This is a genomic window from Oricola cellulosilytica (genome assembly GCF_019966575.1).
In the GTDB taxonomy this organism is placed as follows: Bacteria; Pseudomonadota; Alphaproteobacteria; order Rhizobiales; family Rhizobiaceae; genus Oricola; species Oricola cellulosilytica.
This window is the reverse complement of record NZ_JAINFK010000005.1, coordinates 61,046-81,476: the sequence shown is the minus strand read 5'-3', so window position 1 is coordinate 81,476 and position 20,431 is coordinate 61,046. Positions and strand designations below refer to the sequence as shown.

General features: G+C 60.0%; 16 protein-coding genes. 5 read left to right on the top strand and 11 right to left on the bottom strand.

Annotated elements, in window-relative coordinates:
• Positions 1-5: 5 nt before the first annotated feature.
• The 4 genes from LC298_RS12745 to LC298_RS12730 form a co-directional block, all read right to left on the bottom strand.
• Complete coding sequence (locus tag LC298_RS12745) at positions 6-1,076, bottom strand: BMP family ABC transporter substrate-binding protein (protein WP_131570128.1); 1,071 nt, start codon at positions 1,074-1,076, stop codon at positions 6-8.
• Positions 1,077-1,145: 69 nt separating this feature from the next.
• The gene (locus tag LC298_RS12740) at positions 1,146-2,060 is read right to left on the bottom strand and encodes an ABC transporter permease (protein ID WP_131570288.1); all 915 of its coding nucleotides are present in this window, start codon (positions 2,058-2,060) and stop codon (positions 1,146-1,148) included.
• A gap of 12 nt (positions 2,061-2,072) precedes the next feature.
• A complete protein-coding gene (locus tag LC298_RS12735) occupies positions 2,073-3,164 on the bottom strand; it encodes an ABC transporter permease (protein ID WP_131570131.1) in 1,092 nt (363 codons plus the stop codon).
• On the bottom strand, positions 3,161-4,762 hold the full coding sequence (locus LC298_RS12730) for an ABC transporter ATP-binding protein (RefSeq protein WP_223385657.1): 1,602 nt from the start codon (positions 4,760-4,762) through the stop codon (positions 3,161-3,163). Before LC298_RS12730 ends, LC298_RS12735 begins: the two co-directional genes overlap by 4 nt.
• Before the next feature lie 224 nt (positions 4,763-4,986).
• Here LC298_RS12730 and LC298_RS12725 point away from each other — a divergent pair, with 224 nt between their 5' ends.
• Positions 4,987-6,240, top strand: a complete 1,254-nt coding sequence (locus LC298_RS12725; protein WP_131570133.1) for a UbiH/UbiF family hydroxylase — start codon at positions 4,987-4,989, stop codon at positions 6,238-6,240.
• Here LC298_RS12725 and LC298_RS12720 read toward each other — a convergent pair.
• Positions 6,182-7,150, bottom strand: a complete 969-nt coding sequence (locus LC298_RS12720) for an AEC family transporter (protein ID WP_131570135.1) — start codon at positions 7,148-7,150, stop codon at positions 6,182-6,184. The two genes, LC298_RS12725 and LC298_RS12720, sit on opposite strands and share 59 nt — an antisense overlap.
• Before the next feature lie 128 nt (positions 7,151-7,278).
• On the opposite strand from LC298_RS12720, the gene hspQ reads away from it, so the two are divergent.
• The gene (hspQ, locus tag LC298_RS12715) at positions 7,279-7,611 is read left to right on the top strand and encodes a heat shock protein HspQ (RefSeq protein ID WP_131570137.1); all 333 of its coding nucleotides are present in this window, start codon (positions 7,279-7,281) and stop codon (positions 7,609-7,611) included.
• 11 nt (positions 7,612-7,622) lie between these two features.
• On the opposite strand, the gene LC298_RS12710 is transcribed toward hspQ, so the two are convergent.
• Complete coding sequence (locus LC298_RS12710; RefSeq protein ID WP_131570139.1) at positions 7,623-8,300, bottom strand: DsbA family oxidoreductase; 678 nt, start codon at positions 8,298-8,300, stop codon at positions 7,623-7,625.
• A complete protein-coding gene (locus tag LC298_RS12705; RefSeq protein WP_131570141.1) occupies positions 8,297-10,111 on the bottom strand; it encodes an extracellular solute-binding protein in 1,815 nt (604 codons plus the stop codon). The genes LC298_RS12710 and LC298_RS12705 overlap by 4 nt, the downstream gene beginning before the upstream one ends.
• A 235-nt stretch (positions 10,112-10,346) precedes the next feature.
• Here LC298_RS12705 and LC298_RS12700 point away from each other — a divergent pair, with 235 nt between their 5' ends.
• Positions 10,347-10,967, top strand: a complete 621-nt coding sequence (locus tag LC298_RS12700) for an invasion associated locus B family protein (RefSeq protein WP_131570143.1) — start codon at positions 10,347-10,349, stop codon at positions 10,965-10,967.
• 49 nt (positions 10,968-11,016) lie between these two features.
• On the opposite strand, the gene mfd is transcribed toward LC298_RS12700, so the two are convergent.
• Positions 11,017-14,499 (bottom strand): transcription-repair coupling factor, encoded by a 3,483-nt coding sequence (gene mfd, locus LC298_RS12695; protein WP_428977564.1) that lies wholly within the window; start codon positions 14,497-14,499, stop codon positions 11,017-11,019.
• A 50-nt stretch (positions 14,500-14,549) separates the two neighbouring features.
• A complete protein-coding gene (locus LC298_RS12690) occupies positions 14,550-14,858 on the bottom strand; it encodes an FAD assembly factor SdhE (protein WP_131570147.1) in 309 nt (102 codons plus the stop codon).
• A 102-nt stretch (positions 14,859-14,960) separates the two neighbouring features.
• Between LC298_RS12690 and recG the strand changes: the two genes are divergently transcribed.
• Complete coding sequence (recG, locus tag LC298_RS12685) at positions 14,961-17,069, top strand: ATP-dependent DNA helicase RecG (protein WP_131570149.1); 2,109 nt, start codon at positions 14,961-14,963, stop codon at positions 17,067-17,069.
• On the opposite strand, the gene glmU is transcribed toward recG, so the two are convergent.
• Positions 17,066-18,418, bottom strand: coding sequence for a bifunctional UDP-N-acetylglucosamine diphosphorylase/glucosamine-1-phosphate N-acetyltransferase GlmU (gene glmU, locus LC298_RS12680; protein WP_131570151.1), 1,353 nt, complete (start codon positions 18,416-18,418; stop codon positions 17,066-17,068). The genes recG and glmU overlap by 4 nt on opposite strands.
• A gap of 127 nt (positions 18,419-18,545) precedes the next feature.
• Between glmU and LC298_RS12675 the strand changes: the two genes are divergently transcribed.
• Complete coding sequence (locus LC298_RS12675; protein WP_131570153.1) at positions 18,546-19,517, top strand: DMT family transporter; 972 nt, start codon at positions 18,546-18,548, stop codon at positions 19,515-19,517.
• On the opposite strand, the gene LC298_RS12670 is transcribed toward LC298_RS12675, so the two are convergent.
• A complete protein-coding gene (locus LC298_RS12670) occupies positions 19,470-20,246 on the bottom strand; it encodes a cytochrome c biogenesis CcdA family protein (RefSeq protein WP_131570155.1) in 777 nt (258 codons plus the stop codon). The genes LC298_RS12675 and LC298_RS12670 overlap by 48 nt on opposite strands.
• Positions 20,247-20,431 lie beyond the last annotated feature (185 nt).

Here is a 20,431-nt window from a genome sequence, read left to right as displayed (position 1 = left end):
CTAACTTATTGCGGAAGCTGGTCGTCGACTCCCTCGACGTAGAAATTCATACCGAGCATGGTCCCGATATCGGCCTTCTCACCTTCGGCGAGCCATTCGGAGCCGTCCTGCTTCTTGATCGGTCCGGTGAAGGGCTCGAATTCGCCGCTGGTGATCTTGGCCTCGGTCTCTTGCGCCATCTCCTTCACGTCGTCAGGCATGTTGGCGTAGGGGGCCATCACCACATTACCCTCAGCCATACCGTGCCAGACATCCTGGGATTCCCACGTTCCGTCGAGTACTGCCTTCACACGCTCGACATAATATGGAGCCCAATCGTCGATGATCGAGGTCAACTGCGTCTCAGGCCCAAAATTCGCCATGTCCGAAGCCTGTCCGAAAGCCTTGATCCCCCGCTCGGCGGCCACCTGCATCGGAGCCGTCGAATCTGTATGCTGCGTGATGATGTCGACCCCTTGATCGATGAGGGCCTTTGCAGCATCCGCTTCCTTGCCCGGATCGAACCACGTGTTCACCCAGACGACCTTGAGCTTGAAGTCCGGATCGATCGACTGCGCGCCTAAAATGAAGGAGTTTATGCCGCGCACCACCTCCGGGATCGGAAACGACGCAATGTAGCCTGCGACACCGGTCTCTGACACCTTCGCCGCGATCTGGCCCTGTATGTAGCGGCCCTGATAAAACTTCGACGAGTAGACCGAAACATTCGGCGTTTCCCGCTTGTATCCGGTCGCGTGCTCGAACTTCACGTCCGGGAACTTCGCCGCGATCTTGTTCGTGGGATCCATGTAACCGAACGACGTCGTGAAGATGATGTCGCAACCGGACCGGGCAAACCGTTCAATTGCGCGCTCGGCATCTGCGCCTTCGGGAACGCTTTCCAGATACGCCGTCTCGACCTTATCGCCGAATTCTTCCTCGACTGCCAAGCGGCCCTGATCGTGCTGATAGGACCAGCCGAAATCGCCGATCGGTCCGACATAAACAAAGCAAGCTTTGACTTCGGCTGCCGACGCTTGTCCTGCGAGGCCGAATGCCGCCACGGCGGCAAGCACAAATTTGGTGGTGTTACGCATATGTTGCCTTCCCTTTTACGCGTTCCAATCTCTTCCGCGGTTTTTGCCGCCGATCACGCCGTAATGCTCTCAACGCTCCGGCACGAACGGTTTTCCGAGCGATGCCGGGGTGTTGCGCATCGTCATCCGCCTGTTTGAGGAAATCAAGACCAGAACGAAAATCGTTGCAAGATAAGGCAATGCGGAAAGGAATTGAGACGGAATGCCAACTCCCTGGGCCTGGGCGTGGAATTGGGCGATGGTCACTGCGCCGAAGAGATACGCGCCGGCCACAAGGCGCCAAGGCAGCCAAGAAGCGAAGACGACCAGCGCAAGCGCGATCCATCCGCGACCTGCCGTCATATTCTCCGTCCATTGCGGCGTGTAGACCAGCGACAGGTGTCCGCCAGCCATTCCGGCACATGCTCCCCCGAACAGCACGGCAAGATAGCGTATACGGATAACCCGAAGGCCCAGCGCATGAGCGGAGACGTGACTGTCCCCGACAGCGCGCAGTGTCAATCCGGCTCTCGTGAAGAATACGAACCACCAGACGGCCACCGTTAGCGCGATCGAAATGTAGAAGATCGGATCCTGTGCGAACAGAAGTTTGCCGATCAACGGAATTTCCGAAAGCCCGGGGATGGCCCAGGCTTGAAGCTTGAGTCCGGGCAAGCCGACAAAGGATTCCCCCAACATCCCGGAAAGTCCGAGGCCAAGTATCGTCAGCGACAGACCGGTCGCGACCTGATTGGTCGCTAAGGTGAGCGTCAAAAACCCGAAAAGCATTGAAAACAGTGCGCCGGCACAAACAGCCGCAAGCAGTCCTACCCATGGCGAGCCGGACAGTTGCGCCGCGCCGAAGCCTGCGACCGCTCCCATGATCATCATGCCTTCAACGCCCAGATTGAGGACACCTGAACGCTCGACGACCAGTTCACCCAGTGCTGCGAGCAACAACGGGGTTGCAGCTGTCGCGATCGTCAGCAGGATCGCTTCTATCATCACGAATGACACCTAAACCCCCTGACCTTCCGCAGACGGCCGGCCGGCAATGCGTACGCGGTAATGAATGAGCGTGTCGCAGGCCAGCACGCTGAACAAAAGGATCCCCTGGAATACGTTCGCGACCTTGTTGGAGACGCCAAGCGAAATCTGTGCGGCCTCGCCTCCCAGGTAGGACAACGCCAGAACAAGCCCCGCGGCGACAATTCCAAGCGGATTCAAACGTCCAAGAAACGCGACGATGATGGCGGTGAAGCCGTATCCGGGTGAAATGACGGGGCGCAGTTGACCGATGGCACCCGAGACTTCGCTGATGCCGGCGAGCCCGGCCAGCCCGCCGGCGATGAGGAAGGTTGTCAGTATCGTGCCCGCTCTCGAGAACCCGGCGAAACGCCCTGCGCGAGGGCTTTGGCCCATCACGCGAATCTCGAAGCCCTTGAGCGTCCTATTGAGAATGTACCACATCACCACCGCCGCGATGATCGCGAAGACGAATCCGTAGTGGGCTCGCCCCGACGCCGAGATGACTTCCGGAAGCACCGCATCGGCGTGAAAATTCCTGCTTTCTGGAAAGTTGAAACCCTGAGGGTTTCGCCACGGTCCGCGTACAAGCCAATCCAGAAAGAGTTGCGCCACATATACGAGCATCAGGCTCGACAGGATCTCGTTGGTGTTGAGCTTCGCCTTTAGAAGCGCCGGGATGGCCGCATAGGTCATTCCGCCAAGAATACCCATCAAAAGCATGATCGGCAGGACGAATGGACCCCGAAACTCCGGAAACATGACGGGCAACACCGACCCGAAGATTGCACCGATGATGAACTGGCCTTCCGCTCCGATGTTCCAGTTGTTTGACAGAAAGCAGACCGAGAGTCCGATGGCGATAAGAATGAGAGGCGCCGCCTTCACCAGGAGTTCGTGAAGAGACCAGACTTCAGTCAGCGGTTCGATGAAATAGGCATACAGCGCCAGATGCGGCGCCTTGCCGAGGATTGCGAACATGATTGCGCCGAGCGTGGCGGTAATCAGCAGCGCCAGGAACGGTGACAACGCGCCATAGAGCGCCGACGGATGGGGGCGGCGGACGAGTTCGACGCGCATCAAATCGTTCCCTCCGGCAGCATGGGCGAGTTCTTCGCGCTGGCCTCCCCGTTCCCAGCACCACCCATCATCAGGCCGAGTGCTTCACGAGTGACGGTTTCCGTCGGGATGGTTTCCGAGAGCCTGCCATCAGACATGACCGCGATGCGGTCCGCCATCTCCAGCAGTTCGTCGAGATCCTGACTGATCACGAGAACACCGGACCCTGCCCTGGCGAGATCAATTACTTCCTGGCGGATGTGCGCGGCCGCGCCGGCATCAACCCCCCACGTCGGCTGATTTGCGATCAGCAAGGCCGGCGCACGATCGAACTCGCGACCGAGAATGAGCTTCTGGAGGTTTCCGCCAGAGAGCGACGATGCAAGCGGGTCTGCTTCTGACTTCCGAACGTCGAGCGCCTGGACGATCCGCTCGAGAGCGGATGTGAGCGCGCGGGACTTTATGGTTCCGAGCGCGCCTACGTACGTCTTGCCGTCGGTCGCATGCCTGCTCAGAAGCAGATTTTCCGACAGGCTGAATCCTGGAACTGCGCCGTGGCCCAGCCGTTCCTCGGGCGAAAACGCTGCGCCGAGCCGTCGACGGCCGCTCGGGCCGTCATGACCTGCATTCTTCCCCCTGATGCGGATGCGCTCGGGCCGGTCCTGAAGGCGCTCTCCGCTGACTGCTTCGAAAAACTCGGATTGACCATTTCCGGCAATGCCGGCGATGCCGACCACCTCCCCGGGAAAAACTTCCAGCGCAACATTTCTCAACGCAACAGCGAATGGTCCTGTCGGGGGTTGACTGAGATCGTCAATCACAAGAACCGGCTGCTGTTTTGCCGGTTCCTTAGGGACCGCCTTCCTGCGATCGACGTCATGGATATCTTCGCCCACCATCATCGCCGCAAGGCTTTTGGCTGTCTCCGCTCGCGGGTCGCAGTGAGCCACAACGCGTCCGAGCCTCAGCACCGTTGCGCGGTCGCAGAGCCGCTGCACCTCTTCCAGCCGGTGCGAGATGTAAAGGATGGACTTTCCTTCTCGGCGAACCTTTTCGAGCGTTGCGAAAAGTTTCTCGGCTTCCTGAGGCGTGAGAACCGACGTCGGCTCGTCAAGAATGATCAGCTCCGGCTGCTGCAGGAGGCAGCGCACGATTTCGATGCGTTGGCGCTCGCCCACCGACAACTCTCCGACCAGACGATCGGGATGGATCGGAAGGCCATATTCATCCGACACGCGCTTAGCCTCGGCTGCGGTGCGCGAAAGCGAGACTTCGCCGCCGAGAGAGAGCGCGATGTTCTCGGCCGCGCTTAACGACTCGAAAAGCGAGAAATGTTGGAAAACCATACCGATCCCGAGCGCCCGCGCATCCATTGGATCGGAGATCGTTACCGGCTGGCCACGCCACTTGATTGTTCCCGAGTCCGGCTGCAGGGAACCGAAAAGCATCTTCACAAGCGTGGATTTTCCGGCCCCGTTCTCACCGAGCAAGGCGTGAATTTCACCGGGCACAATATCGAAGTCGACGCGGTCGTTTGCCTTGAGTGTTCCAAAAGTCTTGGTGATGCCCTCGACCTTCAGAAGAGTGTTTTGCAGTGTTGGGGGCTCGTCCGTATCCGACACGAATAGGCTGTCCGGCGTTGAGAAAGGTCGGCGTAAGCCTAAGCTTATTCGAAACCGAAGCGCAAACGCGCTAATGGGGAATGCGGCATTTTTCACTGGATTTGATGCAAGTCCTCGCGCTGCGTTGTTTCGCGAACCGTTCAGTGGCGCCCGTCCGATGCCGGCACTAGACAGATGGCGATCTTGATACCAATTGTCCTTGGAGAACACTGGAGACGAAAACGATGTCGCTTGAAACGGATATTGTCGTCACTGGCGCAGGGCCGACCGCCCTCGCAGCGGCGCTCGAGGCGGCATCTAACGGATATGACGTGATTCTGGTTGCGCCAACCGGAACCTTCACCGATGACGACCACCGAACCACGGCGCTGATGATGCCCGCCATCGAAATGCTGAAGGATTTCGGGGTTTGGCCAAGTCTCTCAACCTCTGCAACCGCCCTTTCGACAATGCGCATAATCGACGCCTCGGAACGGCTGTTGCGAGCGCCTACAGTTACTTTCGATGCTCGTGAAATCGATGCCGATGCATTTGGATACAACATTCCAAACGGGGCGCTCAACCAATCGCTTGCCGCCGCAGTTGAACGAACGCCCGCTATTCGACGCATCGATGCAATGGCCAGTTCGGCATCCTTCGACGAAGGTTCCGCCACCGTGGCGCTGGCCGACGGCCAAAACATTCGCGCAAAGCTCGCGATTGCTGCGGACGGGAAACATTCCGTCGTCCGCCAAGCAGCCGGGATTTCGGTGCGCGAATGGTCCTATCCGCAAACCGCTGTGGTTCTGACCTTCGCGCATGCGCGCGATCACCGGAACATCTCGACGGAATTTCACACCCGTACCGGTCCGTTTACACAAGTCCCGATGCGCGGACGCCGATCAGGCCTTGTCTGGGTAGTGAAGCCGGAAGATGCAGACCGTATCGCGGGGCTCGACCCGACTTCAATCGCGGAAGAAATTGAACACCGGCTGGACTCGATCCTTGGTGAGGTCAGTGATGTGTCAAGGCCACAGAAATGGCCGCTGTCAGGCATGATCTCTGACCATTTTGCGTCTAGACGTCTCGTACTTGCGGGTCAGGCCGCGCACGTGTTCCCGCCGATCGGGGCCCAGGGCCTGAATCTTGGAATGCGTGACATCATGGATTTGGGGCGTTGTCTGTTGGATGCCGGTGCCGATCCCGGTGCGGCGCGAGTCACCGACCGTTACAACCGCATGCGCCGGCTCGATGTCGGTACTCGCACCGGCATTGTCGATCTTTTGAACCGCTCCCTTCTCACCGGCTTTCTTCCGGTGCAGCTGGGACGGTCAGCGGGTCTTGGCATTCTGGCTGCCGTCTCGCCCCTTCGTGGTCTTGTCATGCGCGAGGGCATAGAACCCGGATCTGGCCTGCGCGCGCTTATTGGCGAGAAGGGCCTCAGGGGAAGAGATCGGGCGAAAGCAAGCCATTCTTCATGGCGTAAAGCAGCGCCGTAACGGAGATAACCGAAGCGGCCGTCGTGAGCAGCACCGACGCCGAGGCTCGCTCCACCCAGACGCCATATTGCTGAGCAATTACAAAGACATTCGTCGCCGATGGCAGGGCCGCTAGCAACACTGCGGAAAAGATCCAGACAGCGGGAAAATCGCCGAGCCAACTCAGCAGGACATAGACAACAACCGGATGAACAAAGAGCTTGATCGCGACGATGAAAATCATGTCCGACGGCACGCGGCGCAACGGCCGTAACGCGAGCGTGACGCCCATCGCGAACAAGGCGCACGGCGCAGCGGCATTCGCAAGATAGTTCAGCAGCGTTTGGGCAGGCGGCGGGGGTTGGAATGAAAATATCGCCGCGGCAACCCCGAGAATCGTCGCCAGGATAAACGGATGCAGGAACACACGCCGGATAACGCCGGCGGCCAGTTGCAACGGCGATTGCCTGGAACCGTCCTTGCCCGACAAGGCCATCATCAGCGGTGCCATCACGAAGTGCAGCGTATTGTCGAAGCAGAAGATCAGTGCGACGGGCACAACCGCCTCTTCTCCAAAGGCCAGAAGTGCAAGTCCGGGTCCCATATACCCGATATTGCCATAGGCCGCCGCCAACCCCTTGATCGTACTCTCGGCGATATTCCCTCTTGAGCGCAATACGGCGAGCACGAACATCAGCGAGAACACAATGTAGGTCCCGAACGTCGCCCCCACGATAAAGCGCCACTGGGTAAGTTGCTCCACCGGGGTTCTTGCCAGAAGATTGAAAAACAGGGCCGGCAACGCCAGATAGATGATGAACGTGTTCATCCAGCCCAGCGCTTCCAGCGGCTGCCGCGTTATTTTAGCGACCAAATAGCCAAGCAGAATCAGCCCGAAAAACGGCAAAACCAACCCGACGACGTTGCCCATTTTCTCTCCGTTCGGGTCCAGTTCCGGCCTTCGGGCTTATTGCCGGCGCGCGGGCGGGTCAATATGCGGCGCAAGACCTTGAAATCAATCGCATACTGTCACACATCATGTGCATGGGAAGACAAGAGATGAAAACAGCTACAGCAAGATTTGCCATTGGCGAGGTCGTTCGCCACCGTCTGTTTCCGTTCCGCGGCGTGATTTTCGACGTGGACCCCGAGTTTGCGAACTCGGAGGACTGGTACGAAGCGATTCCGGAGGAAATCCGTCCTCGCAAGGATCAGCCGTTCTACCATCTGTTCGCCGAGAATGCGGAGACCGAATACGTCGCGTATGTTTCCGAGCAGAATTTGCTCAACGACGAGTCCGGGGAGCCGATCCGGCATCCGCAGGTCGACGAGGTATTCGACTGGGTTCCGGAAAATAAGCGTTACGCGATCCGCCCGGGTCTCGAGCACTAGAAGGTCCGATCCTATCGCGGTGCGGCTGCCTCATCGGCCGCGCCGGATCCGTCGGCCACCCGCATGATCGCTTCCGCCAGCGTCTGCGGGTCCTGCGCCCCCATCACAGCATATCTCTGTCCGATGATGAAGCATGGGACTCCCGTGACGCCCATGGACTGGGCGACCGCGATCTCCCTCCTTACTTCCTCCTTGTCGGAATCCGTCGCAAGCAGTGACGATACGACAGCGGCGTCCATTCCGCATTCCTTCGCTACATCGATGAGCACGGCGTGGTCGCCGACATTTTTCCCTTCGATGAAATAAAGTTCGAATAGCCTTTCGACCACTCGATCCTGAACATCGGCACCTGCATTTTGCGACCAACGAATGAGGCGATGGGCATCAAGCGTGTTTGGCGACAGGGTAATCGCATCGAAGCTGAATGAAATGCCGTCCTTTTTGCCAGCCTCGTCGATGTTTCTGTAAAGCGTCCTTGCCCGGTCGGCGCCGCCAAACTTCTCGGCAAGATAAGTTGCGCGATCCTTGCCCTCCTTTGGCAGCGTGGGGTCAAGCTGATATGGTCGCCAGTTCACATGGACGTCGACATCCGTCCCGACCATTTGCACGGCCTTTTCCAGCCGGCGTTTTCCGACGAAGCACCAGGGACACATGACGTCCGATACAATGTCGATTGGAATTTCGTTCATTTCGTCGACCACCAGACCGGAAGTTCATAGCCGTAAAGGGGCGTATATTCAGGGTATTGGATGTGCTCCCAGTGCGCCACCCACTTCTCGCGGATGTGATAGAGCGGAATAACGTAGTGCCCGGAGATCAGGATGCGGTCGAGAGCGCGCACCGCGGCAGCGAAATCTTCGCGCTCGCGCGCGTTGACCATCGCATCGATCATCGCATCGATGGCCGGGTCGGAGGCGCCGGAGTAGTTGAACGTGCCTTCCGCGTCGCGTGACTGCGAACCCCATCGGAAATACTGCTCGGCTCCGGGAGAAAGCGACGAAGAAAGGCTGCCGACGCTAACGTCATAGTCCCATGTCTGTCTGCGCTTTTGAAACTGCGCGTCATCCACACTGCGCACGGTCACCGCAATGCCGAGGAGCTCCGCGGAGCGCTTGTAGGCGAGCGCCATCTTTTCCTCGCCCAATCCGGAAACCATAATTTCGAAGGCCAACTGTTTGCCGTCCTTGACCAGCTTTCCGTCCTGAATCGCGTAACCGGCGTCGCCCAATTTTTTCAATGCTCGGCGAAGCATTCGCCGGTCGCGGCCAGACCCATCCGTCTCGTTGGGCAAATACGTTCCTTCCATAACATCGGGCAGCACGGCATCTGGAAAAGGTGCCAGCAAAGCGCGCTCGCGTTCGTCGGCGGCGCGACCGATTGCCGATAATTCCTCGGAGTTTTGCCAGAAGGAGGCAGTGCGGCTGTACTGGCCCTGAAACAGGTTGCGGTTCGCCCATTCGAAATCGAACAAGTTGGCGAGTGCTTCGCGCACGTCGCGATCGGCGAAAACTTCCCTGCGGGTATTGAAGAAGAAAGCATACATCGATTCCGGCCGTGCCGAGATGAAGCTCGACTTCTTGACTTTACCTTCCTCGACTGCGGGAAAATCGTAGGCGGTCGCCCACTTTACCGGGTCGCCCTCCGGATAGATGTCGACGATGCCTTTCTTGAAGGCCTCGAATAAAGCCGTCTGGTCGCGGAAATACTCCACGGTGATCGACTCGTAATTGTCGAATCCCCGCTTTGAGGGAAGGTCGCGACCCCAGTAATCGGGATCGCGGCGGTAGATGATGCGTGTACCCGGCTCGACCCGGTCGACGAGATAGGGTCCGCTGCCGACCGGCACCGCTAATGGCGACTGGTCGAAGGTCTCCGCGTTGATCGCGTGCTTCGGCAAAATGGGCATCATTCCGATCAGCAGCACGAATTCCCGATCGGCCTTTTCATTGAAAGTGAACTTGACCTTGCGCTCGGCGGTCTTCTCGATCGCGTCGATGCGGTCCATTCGCGTGTTGTAGGGGGGGCGGCCCTTCTCGGTCAGAATATCGAAGGTGAAGATGACGTCTTCGGGCGTTATCGGCACGCCATCAGACCACCTGGCCTCGGGATGAATCGCAAACTCCGCCCAAGTGCGTTCGTCGTCGGTTTCCACCGTCTCGGCGATGAGTCCGTAAAGGGTGAACGGCTCATCGCGCGAACGCTGCATAAGGGATTCGAAAACGAGATTGCCGTACTCGGGATCGATGATCCCGCGTGCCGTGGTACGGATGCTTTTCAGAAGAAACGGGTTGAGACTATCGAACGTGCCACGCACGCCGTAGCGGACGTCTCCGCTCGTCGGTGCGTCCGGGTTGGCATAGGGAAAATGCTCGAAGTCCGCCGGTAGCGCGGGTTCGCCGTGCATCGCGATCCCGTGCATTGGCTCGGCATTAAGCGCGGGTGCTGCCCAGGCAAAGAAAATCGTCGCCACGAGCGCTGCCTTGCCAAGTTTGTCGCGCATTCGGGTCTCCCTTTTCTGTCGCATGGAGTCGTTACACGTCCCGAGTCGACGCATTAGCACACTCCGCTTGCGGATTCAGCGCCAACGGCATTTTGATGAGTGATGCGGGAGGGCTGGAATTCGCTTACCAGCATGTGTATCAAACGCGGCACATTCCGGTGGCCATGGTAAGGCCGCAATTCAACATCACCGGTTCCGCCGAACCGCGAAAGACCAAAGAAAAGGATGCAGCTTCATGCTCGCCAGTTTCAGGAAATCCATTTCACTTGTTTCAGGCGTTTGCCTCGGCTCCCTGGCTGTGGCGAGCCCGGCCAGCGCGCAGCAGGCGCAGCAACCCCCCCAGGGTTGGTTCAAGGTGTGCTCCAAGCAGGAAGACAACGACATCTGCAACGTGCAGAACATTCGGACGGCGAACACCGGTCAGCTTCTGACGGCAGTCAATCTCATTCAGATTACCGGCAAGGTGAATCGCGCCATTTTTCAGATTGCGGTTCCGACCGGACGGGTCATTCCGGCCGGTATCGGGCTCCAGATCGACAACGGACAGGCCAGAAAGATCGACTACGCGATCTGTCTGCCGGACCGGTGTATCGCAGAGGCGCCGCTTGCGGATGAATTTGTAGCTTCCCTTAAGCGGGGCGGTGAGTTGAAGCTGACCTCGATCAACTTTCAGAATCAGCCCAATCCGATTTCCATGTCGCTCGATGGTTTCACCGCCGCTTTCGACGGTGAGCCCCTGGAACAATCTGAGGTCGAGAGCCGTCAGCAGCAGCTTCAGGAAGCGATCGAGAAGCGCCGCGCGGACTTCCAGAAAAAGTTGAAGGAAGAGCAGGAAAAGGCCAAGCAGGCCAACTAGGCTCCTCAGCTACCTGACAAGAGATAAGCGGGGCGGCGACGCCCCGTTTTCATGCCGCCTTTGCCGTGACGGCGTCTGCCAGTCGCGCGAGCTTGGTGGCAAGAACCGCGCTGCCGCTCAGCCGTTTTTCCGGTGTCGGCCAATCCCGAGAGAATACCACGGACTGGTCGGGTCGAATCTTTGCCATCGAGCCCTGCTCGCCAATCATAGCGATCAGTCCCGCCGGATCAGAGAATTCCTTGTTTCGGAACTGAATCACGGCACCTTTCGGTCCCGCATCGAGTTTCTCGATATTCGCTTTCCTGCAGAGTGCTTTTATGTAGACGATCTTCAGAAGATGACCGACTTCGTCCGGCGGCGGTCCGAAGCGGTCCGTCAATTCAGCACCAAAAGCATCGATTTCGGAAATTTCCTCCAATTCACCCAGTCGCCTGTAGAGCGAAAGGCGCAGTTGCAGGTCGCTGACGTAATCCTCCGGGATCATTACCGACGTGCCGACCGTGATCTGGGGCGACCATTGACCGTGCCCATCCACAATCTCGCCCTTCATCTCGAGAACCGCTTCCTCGAGCATCTGCTGATAAAGTTCGAAGCCCACTTCCTTGATATGTCCAGATTGCTCCTCGCCCAGAAGGTTGCCGCCGCCGCGGATATCGAGATCATGGCTGGCTAGCTGGAAGCCGGCGCCTAGCGAATCGAGCGACTGCAAGACCTTCAAACGGCGCTCGGCTGTCTTGGTAAGCAGCTTGTTTGCCGGCAGCGTGAGGAGGGCGTAGGCGCGCACTTTGGAACGCCCTACGCGCCCCCGGATCTGATATAGCTGCGAAAGACCGAACATGTCGGCCCGATGGACGATCATGGTGTTCGCGGAGGGCACGTCGAGGCCGGACTCGACGATTGTGGTGGACAACAGCACGTCGTAACTGCCGTCGTAGAAGGCGTTCATGATGTCGTCGAGTTCGCCGGCCGGCATCTGTCCGTGCGCGACCGCCACCTTCAACTCGGAGACGTGCTCGTCCAGGAACGCCTTGACGTCGTCAAGATCCGAAATGCGTGGGCAGACGTAGAAGCTCTGGCCACCGCGATAGCGCTCTCGCAAAAGGGTCTCGCGGATAATCAAGGGGTCGAATGGCGAGACAAATGTCCGGATTGCGAGCCGATCGACCGGCGGGGTGGAGATCAGCGACAATTCACGTACGCCCGTGAGGGCAAGCTGGAGTGTCCGCGGGATCGGCGTAGCCGACAGCGTCAGAACATGGACGTCCGATTTGAGTTCCTTGAGCCGTTCCTTATGCTTGACGCCGAAATGCTGCTCCTCATCGACGATCAGCAAGCCGAGATTCTTGAAGCTGACATTCTTCCCGAGCAGCGCGTGCGTTCCGATCACGATATCGACGGTGCCATCGGCGATACCTTTCTTCGCCTCCGCGAGGGCCTTGGTGCCCGCTAATCGCGAGGCGTGGGCGATTTTGACGGGCAGTCCGCGAAAACGTTCGGAGAACGAGCGGAAATGTTGCCGTGCAAGAAGAGTGGTCGGCACAACGACGGCCACCTGGAAGCCGTTTAACGCCGCCACGAAAGCTGCTCGCATCGCCACCTCGGTTTTACCGAATCCCACATCGCCGCAGACCAGACGGTCCATCGGCTTGCCTGCCAGAAGATCGTCAACAGCGGCATCGATCGCCGCCAGCTGATCCTCGGTCTCGTCATAGGGGAACCGGGCCGCGAACTCATCGTAGAGCCCTTCCGGTGGACGCAGTACCGGCGCGGTTCGCGTTTCGCGCGCCGCGGCGATCTTGATGAGCTGGCCAGCCATGTCGAGAAGGCGTTTCTTGAGCTTCGCCTTTCTGGCCTGCCAGGCGCCGCCGCCGAGGCGGTCAAGCACAGCCGTGCTGGAATCGGAGCCATAGCGCGACAGAAGCTCGATATTTTCGACGGGAAGAAAAAGCCGTCCATCGCTGGCGTAGATAATTTCGAGACAATCATGCGGCGCGCCGGCCGCTTCGATGGTGCGCAGACCGGTAAACTGCCCGATCCCATGATCAACGTGCACCACGATGTCGCCGGCCGCCAACGCCGACGCCTCGGAGATGAAGTCCGAAGCCTTGCGCTTGCGGCGACGCACTAGCCGATCGCCCAGAATGTCCTGCTCGGCGATCAACGCGAATTCCGGCGTCGAGAAACCATGCTCGACCGAGAGGATCGCGGCGGGAATGCGTGTCCGGTTCAGCGCCAGTGCCGTACCGACCTTCGAGACCGGTTCAATTCCCTCGAGATCGTGTTCTTCCAGAATCTGGATCAGGCGTGTCAGGGATCCTTCGCTCCAACCGGCCAAGAGCAGACGTTTTTCGGACGCACGCAGATCGGCGATGTGCCGGGCCGCGGCTTCGAAAACGTTGGCATCCTTCTCGGCGCGTTCGAGGGAGAAATTCCGGCCGGACGAAATTCCAAGACCAAAGACCGGTTTTCCCGCGGTTTCGGGGACGTCGAACGGCGTCAGGTCAATCGTCAGGCGCGTAGATGCGCGATTCATCACCTCGTCGGCAGATAGATAAAGTTGGTCGGGGGGCAACGGTTTATACGGCGCGCCCTCCCCCCCGAGGCTGCTGCTGGAGTGTTCCTTGCGGGCCTCGTAGTGATCTTCGATCATCTTGCGCCGTTCGGCGATTGCTTCGGCGGTCAGGCTTTCAAAGATGACTGGCGCGTCGGGCAAGGCTTCGAATAGGGAAGAAAGTCTGTCGTGGAACAATGGCAGCCAGTGTTCCATTCCGGCAAAGCGCTGCTGACTGGTGACCGATGAATACAGCGCATCATCGCGCGTCGGCGCTCCGAAGGTGGAGATATAGCCCTGCCGAAAGCGCGCAACGTTTTCTTCAGTCAGAGAGATCTCGCTCGCCGGCTTGAGGGTGAATTCCTTTCGCTGACCCGTGGTACGCTGGGTCGCCGGGTCGAACGAGCGTATGCTTTCCAGCGTGTCGCCGAAGAAATCGAGCCGGATGGCTTCCTCGTCGCCCGGTGCGAACAGGTCGAGGATGCCGCCACGGACGGCGAACTCGCCGATCTCGCGGACGGTCGGGACCCGCTCGAAGCCGGCCGTCGTCAGCGTGATGGCGATATCGTCCATTCGTATCTGATGACCGGGACGCACATGCAGAGTCTGCGCCGCTATGGATTCCGGCGTCGGCGTTCGTTGCAAGACCGCATTGGCGGTGGTGAGAACCAGTACGCTCTCCGGTCGATCTGCAAGTTCGGCAAATCGGGAGAGTGCCGAAAGCCTCCGCGCGGAAACATCCGAGGACGGCGATACACGATCGTAGGGAAGGCAGTCCCAGGCGGGAAAGGTCAGAACGGGGATATCGGGCGCCAGGAACGAGAATACCTGCTCCAGTTCACCGAGGCGCGCGCCGTCGCGCGCGACATAGACGAGTGGCCGTCCGGCGGCTGCCTCCTTTCCGAACAAGGCGTTCAGGACGAATGGCTCGGATCCCGCGGCAACTTCTGAAAACGTCACCCTGCCCGCATCCGATGGAATGTTCGGAACGTCGAGCCAGGCGTTCTTCGCCTTGCTATTTGACTTGGCGCTCACTCTTCGTGATGTCCTGTCTTGAGTTCGATGCGGTGAAACCGGAGAATCGACTGGAAAAGCGGTGTATCTTCCTCGGTTGGCACCGTGCATTCGCCCGTAAACCATTTGAACAGATCGCGGTCGAGTACGTCCATCAGCCTCTCGAATTCCCGAATCTCCTCGACCGACATCGAATCGGCATGGGCATCGGCATAGCGGCCGAGAATGAAATCCATTTCTTTCATTCCGCGGTGCCATGCGCGAAATATCGCACGTCGGCGCCGTGCGTTCAGATCGAGTTCTGTCTCCGGTGCGGACAGCGTCATGAGGGTGTTCTTTGCGTGCTGTGAAGGATTGAAGCGGATATAGCGCCAAGGGGGGTATATGTCAGCCTTGAATGGCCGTCGGCGCCGCATAAAGATGCCTCCATGCGCCCGACGATCCTCGATCCCCTGTTCGCGCCGGTAGATGTGCTGGATGGCATCGGACCGCGCATCGCCGCTTCACTGGGCAACCTGCTTCCAATCCCGGATCAGGTTGATGAACCGCGGATCCTGGCACTGGCATTTCATTTGCCGCACGCAATCATCGACCGGCGGAAGCAGCCGGGCATCGCAAATGCGCCGGAAGGCTCTATCGTTACACTGAAAGTTCGCATCGATCGGCATCAGCCTCCGCCACGCGGGCGCGGCAACGTCCCCTATCGCGTCTTCGCTCACGACGAGACCGGCGAAATCGGTTTTGTCTTTTTCCACGCCAAACCGGCATGGCTGGAAAAGTCGATGCCAGTCGGTGAGGCCATGATCGTCAGTGGAAGGGTGGAATGGTTCAACGGCCGGCCGACGATGGTTCATCCCGATCACATCGTCAGCGAGGCGAACGCAGCCAATTTGCCGCTGGTGGAACCGGTCTATCCGCTGACCGCCGGCGTACCACCGAAAGTGCTCCGCCGCGCGGTAAACACAGCGCTGGATCGTGTCCCGGACTTGCCGGAGTGGATCGACTCGCAGGTCGTTGACCGGGAAAATTTTCTCCCCTTCAAGGATGCATTGAGCCAGTTGCATTCGCCGCGTGACGCGGCTGACGTGGATCTTCGAAATCCGGCGCGCCGGCGCGTCGCCTATGATGAACTACTGGCGGGGCAGCTCGCGCTCGGACTGATGCGGCGGAAGATGAAGAAGACGACCGGCCGGGTTCTGCGCGGAGACGGCGCGCGCGAGAGCCGCATCCGCGATGCGTTCGGGTATCCGTTGACAGAGGCTCAGGAACGCTCGATCGCCGAGATCAAGGCCGATATGGCCAAGCCCGAGCGGATGTTGCGGCTCCTCCAGGGTGACGTCGGGTCCGGGAAAACGGTCGTCGGCCTTGCCGCGATCGCAACTGCAATCGAGGCCGGAACCCAGGCCGCCTTGATGGCGCCGACGGAAATCCTTGCGCGCCAGCACCTCGCCTCGATACGGCCTTTGGCCGAGGCGGCCGGTCTGCGGGTGGAGATTCTCACAGGTCGCGAGAAGGGCAAGTCGCGCGACGCAATTCTCGCAGACCTGCGGAGCGGTGCAATCGACGTTCTTATCGGCACGCACGCGCTGTTTCAGGAGAACGTCACCTTTCGCGATCTCGGCCTCGCTGTCGTTGACGAGCAGCACCGCTTCGGCGTGCATCAGCGTCTGCTGCTTTCGTCCAAGGGCCAGGCCGCAGACATGCTGGTCATGACGGCGACGCCGATCCCGCGGACGCTCGTGCTGACCGCCTATGGCGACATGGATGTCTCGAGGCTGGATTCCAAGCCTGCCGGCCGTCAGCCGATCAGGACAGTTGCCGTCGCGCTCGACCGTCTCGACGAGGTCGTCGAACGCATGCGCAATGCGATCGAGGACGGCCGGAAGGTCTACTGGATCTGCCCGCTGGTGGAGGAAAGCGAGGACCTTGACGTCACGTCGGTCGAGGAACGGTTCGACAGCCTGCGCCGCAAGATTACGGCGCCCTTGGGGCTCGTGCATGGCCGCATGAGCGGCGCCGAGAAGGACGCGGCCATGAATGCCTTCAAATCCGGCGAAACCCGCATCCTCGTCGCCACGACGGTCATCGAGGTGGGGGTCGACGTGCCGGACGCGACGATCATGGTGATCGAACACGCCGAACGGTTCGGCCTCGCGCAACTGCACCAGCTTCGCGGCCGTGTGGGGCGCGGCACGGACGCTTCCAGTTGCCTGCTGCTTTACAAGGAGCCGCTGGCCGAGACGGCGCGGGCGCGACTGGCAATCATGCGAGAGACGGAGGATGGATTTCGTATCGCCGAGGAAGACCTGAGGCTGCGCGGCGAAGGCGAAATTCTCGGCACCCGCCAGTCCGGCGCGCCGGGATACAGGCTCGCCTCGATCGCCGATCACGCCGATTTGCTGGAGATCGCCCGGGACGATGCCCGCCTGATCATCGAGAAGGACCCGCAACTGACGTCGGAGCGCGGACAGGCACTGCGGACTCTGCTCTATCTGTTCGAGCGTGACGCGGCGATCCGGCTGTTGCGCGCCGGCTAGCTCTTTCCTTCCTTGGCGGCCGCGAAGCGAGCACGAAGCTCCGGAGCGCGGCCTTCCTTGTTCTCCTGACGCGCCCTTCCGAAGGCCACGCCATCGGCCGGCACCGACGCGGTAATGACGCTGCCGGATGCGATGTAGGCACCCGCTCCCACGCTGACCGGCGCGACCAGTGCCGAATTGGAACCGACAAAGGCGTTCTCGCCGATTTCGGTCAGGTGCTTGCCGAAGCCGTCATAATTGCATGTGATCGTACCCGCGCCGATATTGGCGCCAGCGCCGATGACGGCGTCTCCGATGTAGCTCAGGTGATTGATTTTCGCGCCGGCGCCCACGTCGGCCTTCTTGACTTCACAGAAATTACCGACCTTCGACCTGGCGCCGAGACTGGCGCCCGGTCGCAGTCGTGCAAAGGGCCCGACTTCGGCGCCCTCGCCCACCAGCGCGCCCTCCAGATGTGAAAAAGACCGGATGCGCGCACCGGTGCGCACTTCGACATCCGGCCCGAATACGACGTTGGGCTCTACGGTCACATCAGCGGAGATTTGCGTATCGTGATGAAGGAATACCGTCTCCGGCGCCGTCATCGATACGCCCTCCAGAAGCAGTTCCTCGCGCCGCCGGCGCTGCCAGGCCGCTTCCGCCGCCGCCAGTTCGACGCGCGTATTGATCCCCATCACATCCTCGACGGAAGCCTCGATCGCCATCACTTTGAGGTCTCGTCCACCGGCGATCTCAACGGCATCGGTCATGTAGAACTCGCCCTTCGCGTTGTCGTTGCCGATGGCATCGAGAAGCGACAGGACTCTTGTTCCAGAGAACGCCATTATGCCGCCATTACAAAAGGTTATAAGGCGTTCTTCGTGTGAAGCATCCTTTTCCTCGCGGATTGCGCGGAGGCGTCCATCCTTTTCGATCAGGCGTCCGTACCCGGTCGGATCCTCCGGCCGGAAGCCGACGACGACAACGTCGGCGCCATCCGCAAGCCGCCGGCGGGCTGCCTCAAGAACTATCGGCCGAACCAGCGGCGTGTCGCCAAAAAGGACCACAACGTCATCGTATCCCTCCGCGATCGCGGATCTCGCGGCCAGCACGGCGTGACCGGTTCCCAGTTGCCGATCCTGAACGAAATAATTCATCTGGTCGAATTGCCCGTTCAGCGCCTCCCGGACCTCGTCCGCGCCGTGGCCGACCACCATGGCGATCTTCGTCGTCCCGGCCGAGATCGCAGCATCGGCCACATGCTGCACGAGCGCTTTCCCCGCAAGCGGATGCAACACTTTCGGCAGGGGCGACTTCATGCGCGTGCCCTGCCCGGCGGCCAGGATGATGGTGAGACAGCTTCGCGCCATGAAAAAACCTCCGGAACCTTCGCCACGTGTCAGCGAGCGCATAGCCGGTTTCGTGTCCGGATGCCACACGCAGCGACCGTGCGATTCGCGTGCTTGCACGCGAATCGGCAAGGCTCTATGGCGCGGTATGTCGTCCAAACAGATATCCTCACCGCTCGTCGCCGGTCTCGTCATGACGGTGGCCCCTCTTTTCTTTTCGTCGAACCTGATTTTCGGCCGTTATGTGACGGGCGACGTCGCGCCGTTCCTGCTGGCGTTTCTGCGTTGGAGTGCAGTGGCGCTGATTCTGCTTCCTGTCCTCCTGGCTGCCAGACACGAGGCCGCCGAGTTGCTGCGGCGGCATTGGAGGCTTCTGAGCGTGCTCGGGTTTCTGGGAATGGGGGTTTGCGGCGGCGGCATCTATCTTGCCTTGCGGCACACCACGGCGACCAATGCGACGCTGATCTATACGACCTCTCCGGTGCTCATCCTGCTACTTGAGCGGGTCTTTGCCGGCCGCAGGACCAGCAAACGGGAGATTGTCGGAACCGCGGTCGCCTTTTTCGGAGTCGCGACAATCGTTCTGCGCGGGTCGCTGGAAAACGCGATGGCGCTTGCCTTGAATGTCGGGGATTTGCTGGTGCTGCTGGCCGCGGCGAGTTGGGCCGGCTATTCGATCCTCTACCGCTCCGAACCGTTACGCCGGATCGGCAATCTTCCACTTTTCGGACTGGTTGCGATTTTCGGTGCGCTGGCAAACCTCCCGATCGCAGCGCTGGAGCTCGTTTCGGGAAGTGCTATGCCGCAGAGCCGGGAAAGCTGGGCAGCCATAGCCGGGATCATTCTGATCTCCTCTCTGCTGGCGTTTTCGTCCTATCAGTTTGGCGTTCGCCGACTCGGCGCCGCCGTTGCCGGGGTGTTCATGTATCTGCTTCCGCCCTACGGCGTGCTGATGGCAATTGTTTTTCTCGGTGAGGCTTTCGAACCCTTTCACGCCGCCGGAATCGCACTGGTGACGGTGGGCGTGATTACCGCAACTTTTCCCCGGGGTCTGCTCGGCAGAAAAAACGCTCTAGCCCAAGGCTCCCAGAGTCGGGAACCGCTCAAGCAGCCAGAATGACATGGCCTGCATGCCCCCGGTGAGGAACAGAATGCCGGCCAGCACCAGAAACCCGCCTATCACCTTTTCGACCGCGCCGAGATGCGTCCGGAAGGACTGCATGAACCGCATGAACGCGCCGGAAAAGAGCGCCGCAAGAAGGAATGGAATACCGAGACCGGCGGAATAGACAGCGAGCAGAGACGCACCCTCGCCGACACTTTCGCGTGCACCGGCAAGCGTCAGGATCGGGCCCAGAACCGGTCCGATGCACGGGGTCCAGCCGAACGCGAAAGCGAGCCCCATGACATAGGCGGCAAATGGATTGGCGGGAGCGCCGCGCGTCTGAAACCGCGCCTCGCGAGAAAGCAGTCCGATCCGGAACACACCCAGGAAATTCAGACCCATCGCTATGATCACCAGACCGGCGATCATGGCGAGGATATCCTGGTAGGAGCGCAACAACGCGCCGATCGTGCTCGCGCCGGCCCCGAGGGCAACGAAAACCGTCGAGAACCCGGCGACGAAGGCAAACGCCGCGATCAATAACGGCAGCCGAGCTCCCGCAAAGCCCGCGGGCGCTGTTCCGACCGCAGCTGCCCCCACCGCGGCGGGCTGTCCCCGGAACTGTTCCACGGAGACCCCCGCCATATAGCAGAGATAGGGCGGCACCAGCGGCAGCACGCAGGGCGACAGAAACGAGATGGCCCCGGCACCGAACGCGCTCAAATATGAAATATCGACTGCCATTCCTGCTGCTGATCCCGGTTTTTGATACGGACAGATGTTTCCGTAGTTTCATATGACATAAGCGCCTCACGACAAAATCACCAAATCGCGCGGTTTGCCCGCCGAACTTTTCGGACAAATGGGGACGAATTGAGGTTGACCGGTTTTGGCGGCGTACGTATGAACGTCGCGTTTTCACGGCAGGC

Bases quoted from the DNA above. Each gene is read 5' to 3' on its own strand.
- LC298_RS12745 (WP_131570128.1), bottom strand. From the start codon at position 1,076: ATGCGTAACACCACCAAATTTGTGCTTGCCGCCGTGGCGGCATTCGGC.
- LC298_RS12740 (WP_131570288.1), bottom strand. From the start codon at position 2,060: ATGATAGAAGCGATCCTGCTGACGATCGCGACAGCTGCAACCCCGTTG.
- LC298_RS12725 (WP_131570133.1), top strand. From the start codon at position 4,987: ATGTCGCTTGAAACGGATATTGTCGTCACTGGCGCAGGGCCGACCGCC.
- LC298_RS12720 (WP_131570135.1), bottom strand. From the start codon at position 7,150: ATGGGCAACGTCGTCGGGTTGGTTTTGCCGTTTTTCGGGCTGATTCTG.
- hspQ (WP_131570137.1), top strand. From the start codon at position 7,279: ATGAAAACAGCTACAGCAAGATTTGCCATTGGCGAGGTCGTTCGCCAC.
- LC298_RS12710 (WP_131570139.1), bottom strand. From the start codon at position 8,300: ATGAACGAAATTCCAATCGACATTGTATCGGACGTCATGTGTCCCTGG.
- LC298_RS12705 (WP_131570141.1), bottom strand. From the start codon at position 10,111: ATGCGCGACAAACTTGGCAAGGCAGCGCTCGTGGCGACGATTTTCTTT.
- LC298_RS12700 (WP_131570143.1), top strand. From the start codon at position 10,347: ATGCTCGCCAGTTTCAGGAAATCCATTTCACTTGTTTCAGGCGTTTGC.
- LC298_RS12690 (WP_131570147.1), bottom strand. From the start codon at position 14,858: ATGACGCTGTCCGCACCGGAGACAGAACTCGATCTGAACGCACGGCGC.
- recG (WP_131570149.1), top strand. From the start codon at position 14,961: ATGCGCCCGACGATCCTCGATCCCCTGTTCGCGCCGGTAGATGTGCTG.
- glmU (WP_131570151.1), bottom strand. From the start codon at position 18,418: ATGGCGCGAAGCTGTCTCACCATCATCCTGGCCGCCGGGCAGGGCACG.
- LC298_RS12675 (WP_131570153.1), top strand. From the start codon at position 18,546: ATGTCGTCCAAACAGATATCCTCACCGCTCGTCGCCGGTCTCGTCATG.
- LC298_RS12670 (WP_131570155.1), bottom strand. From the start codon at position 20,246: ATGGCAGTCGATATTTCATATTTGAGCGCGTTCGGTGCCGGGGCCATC.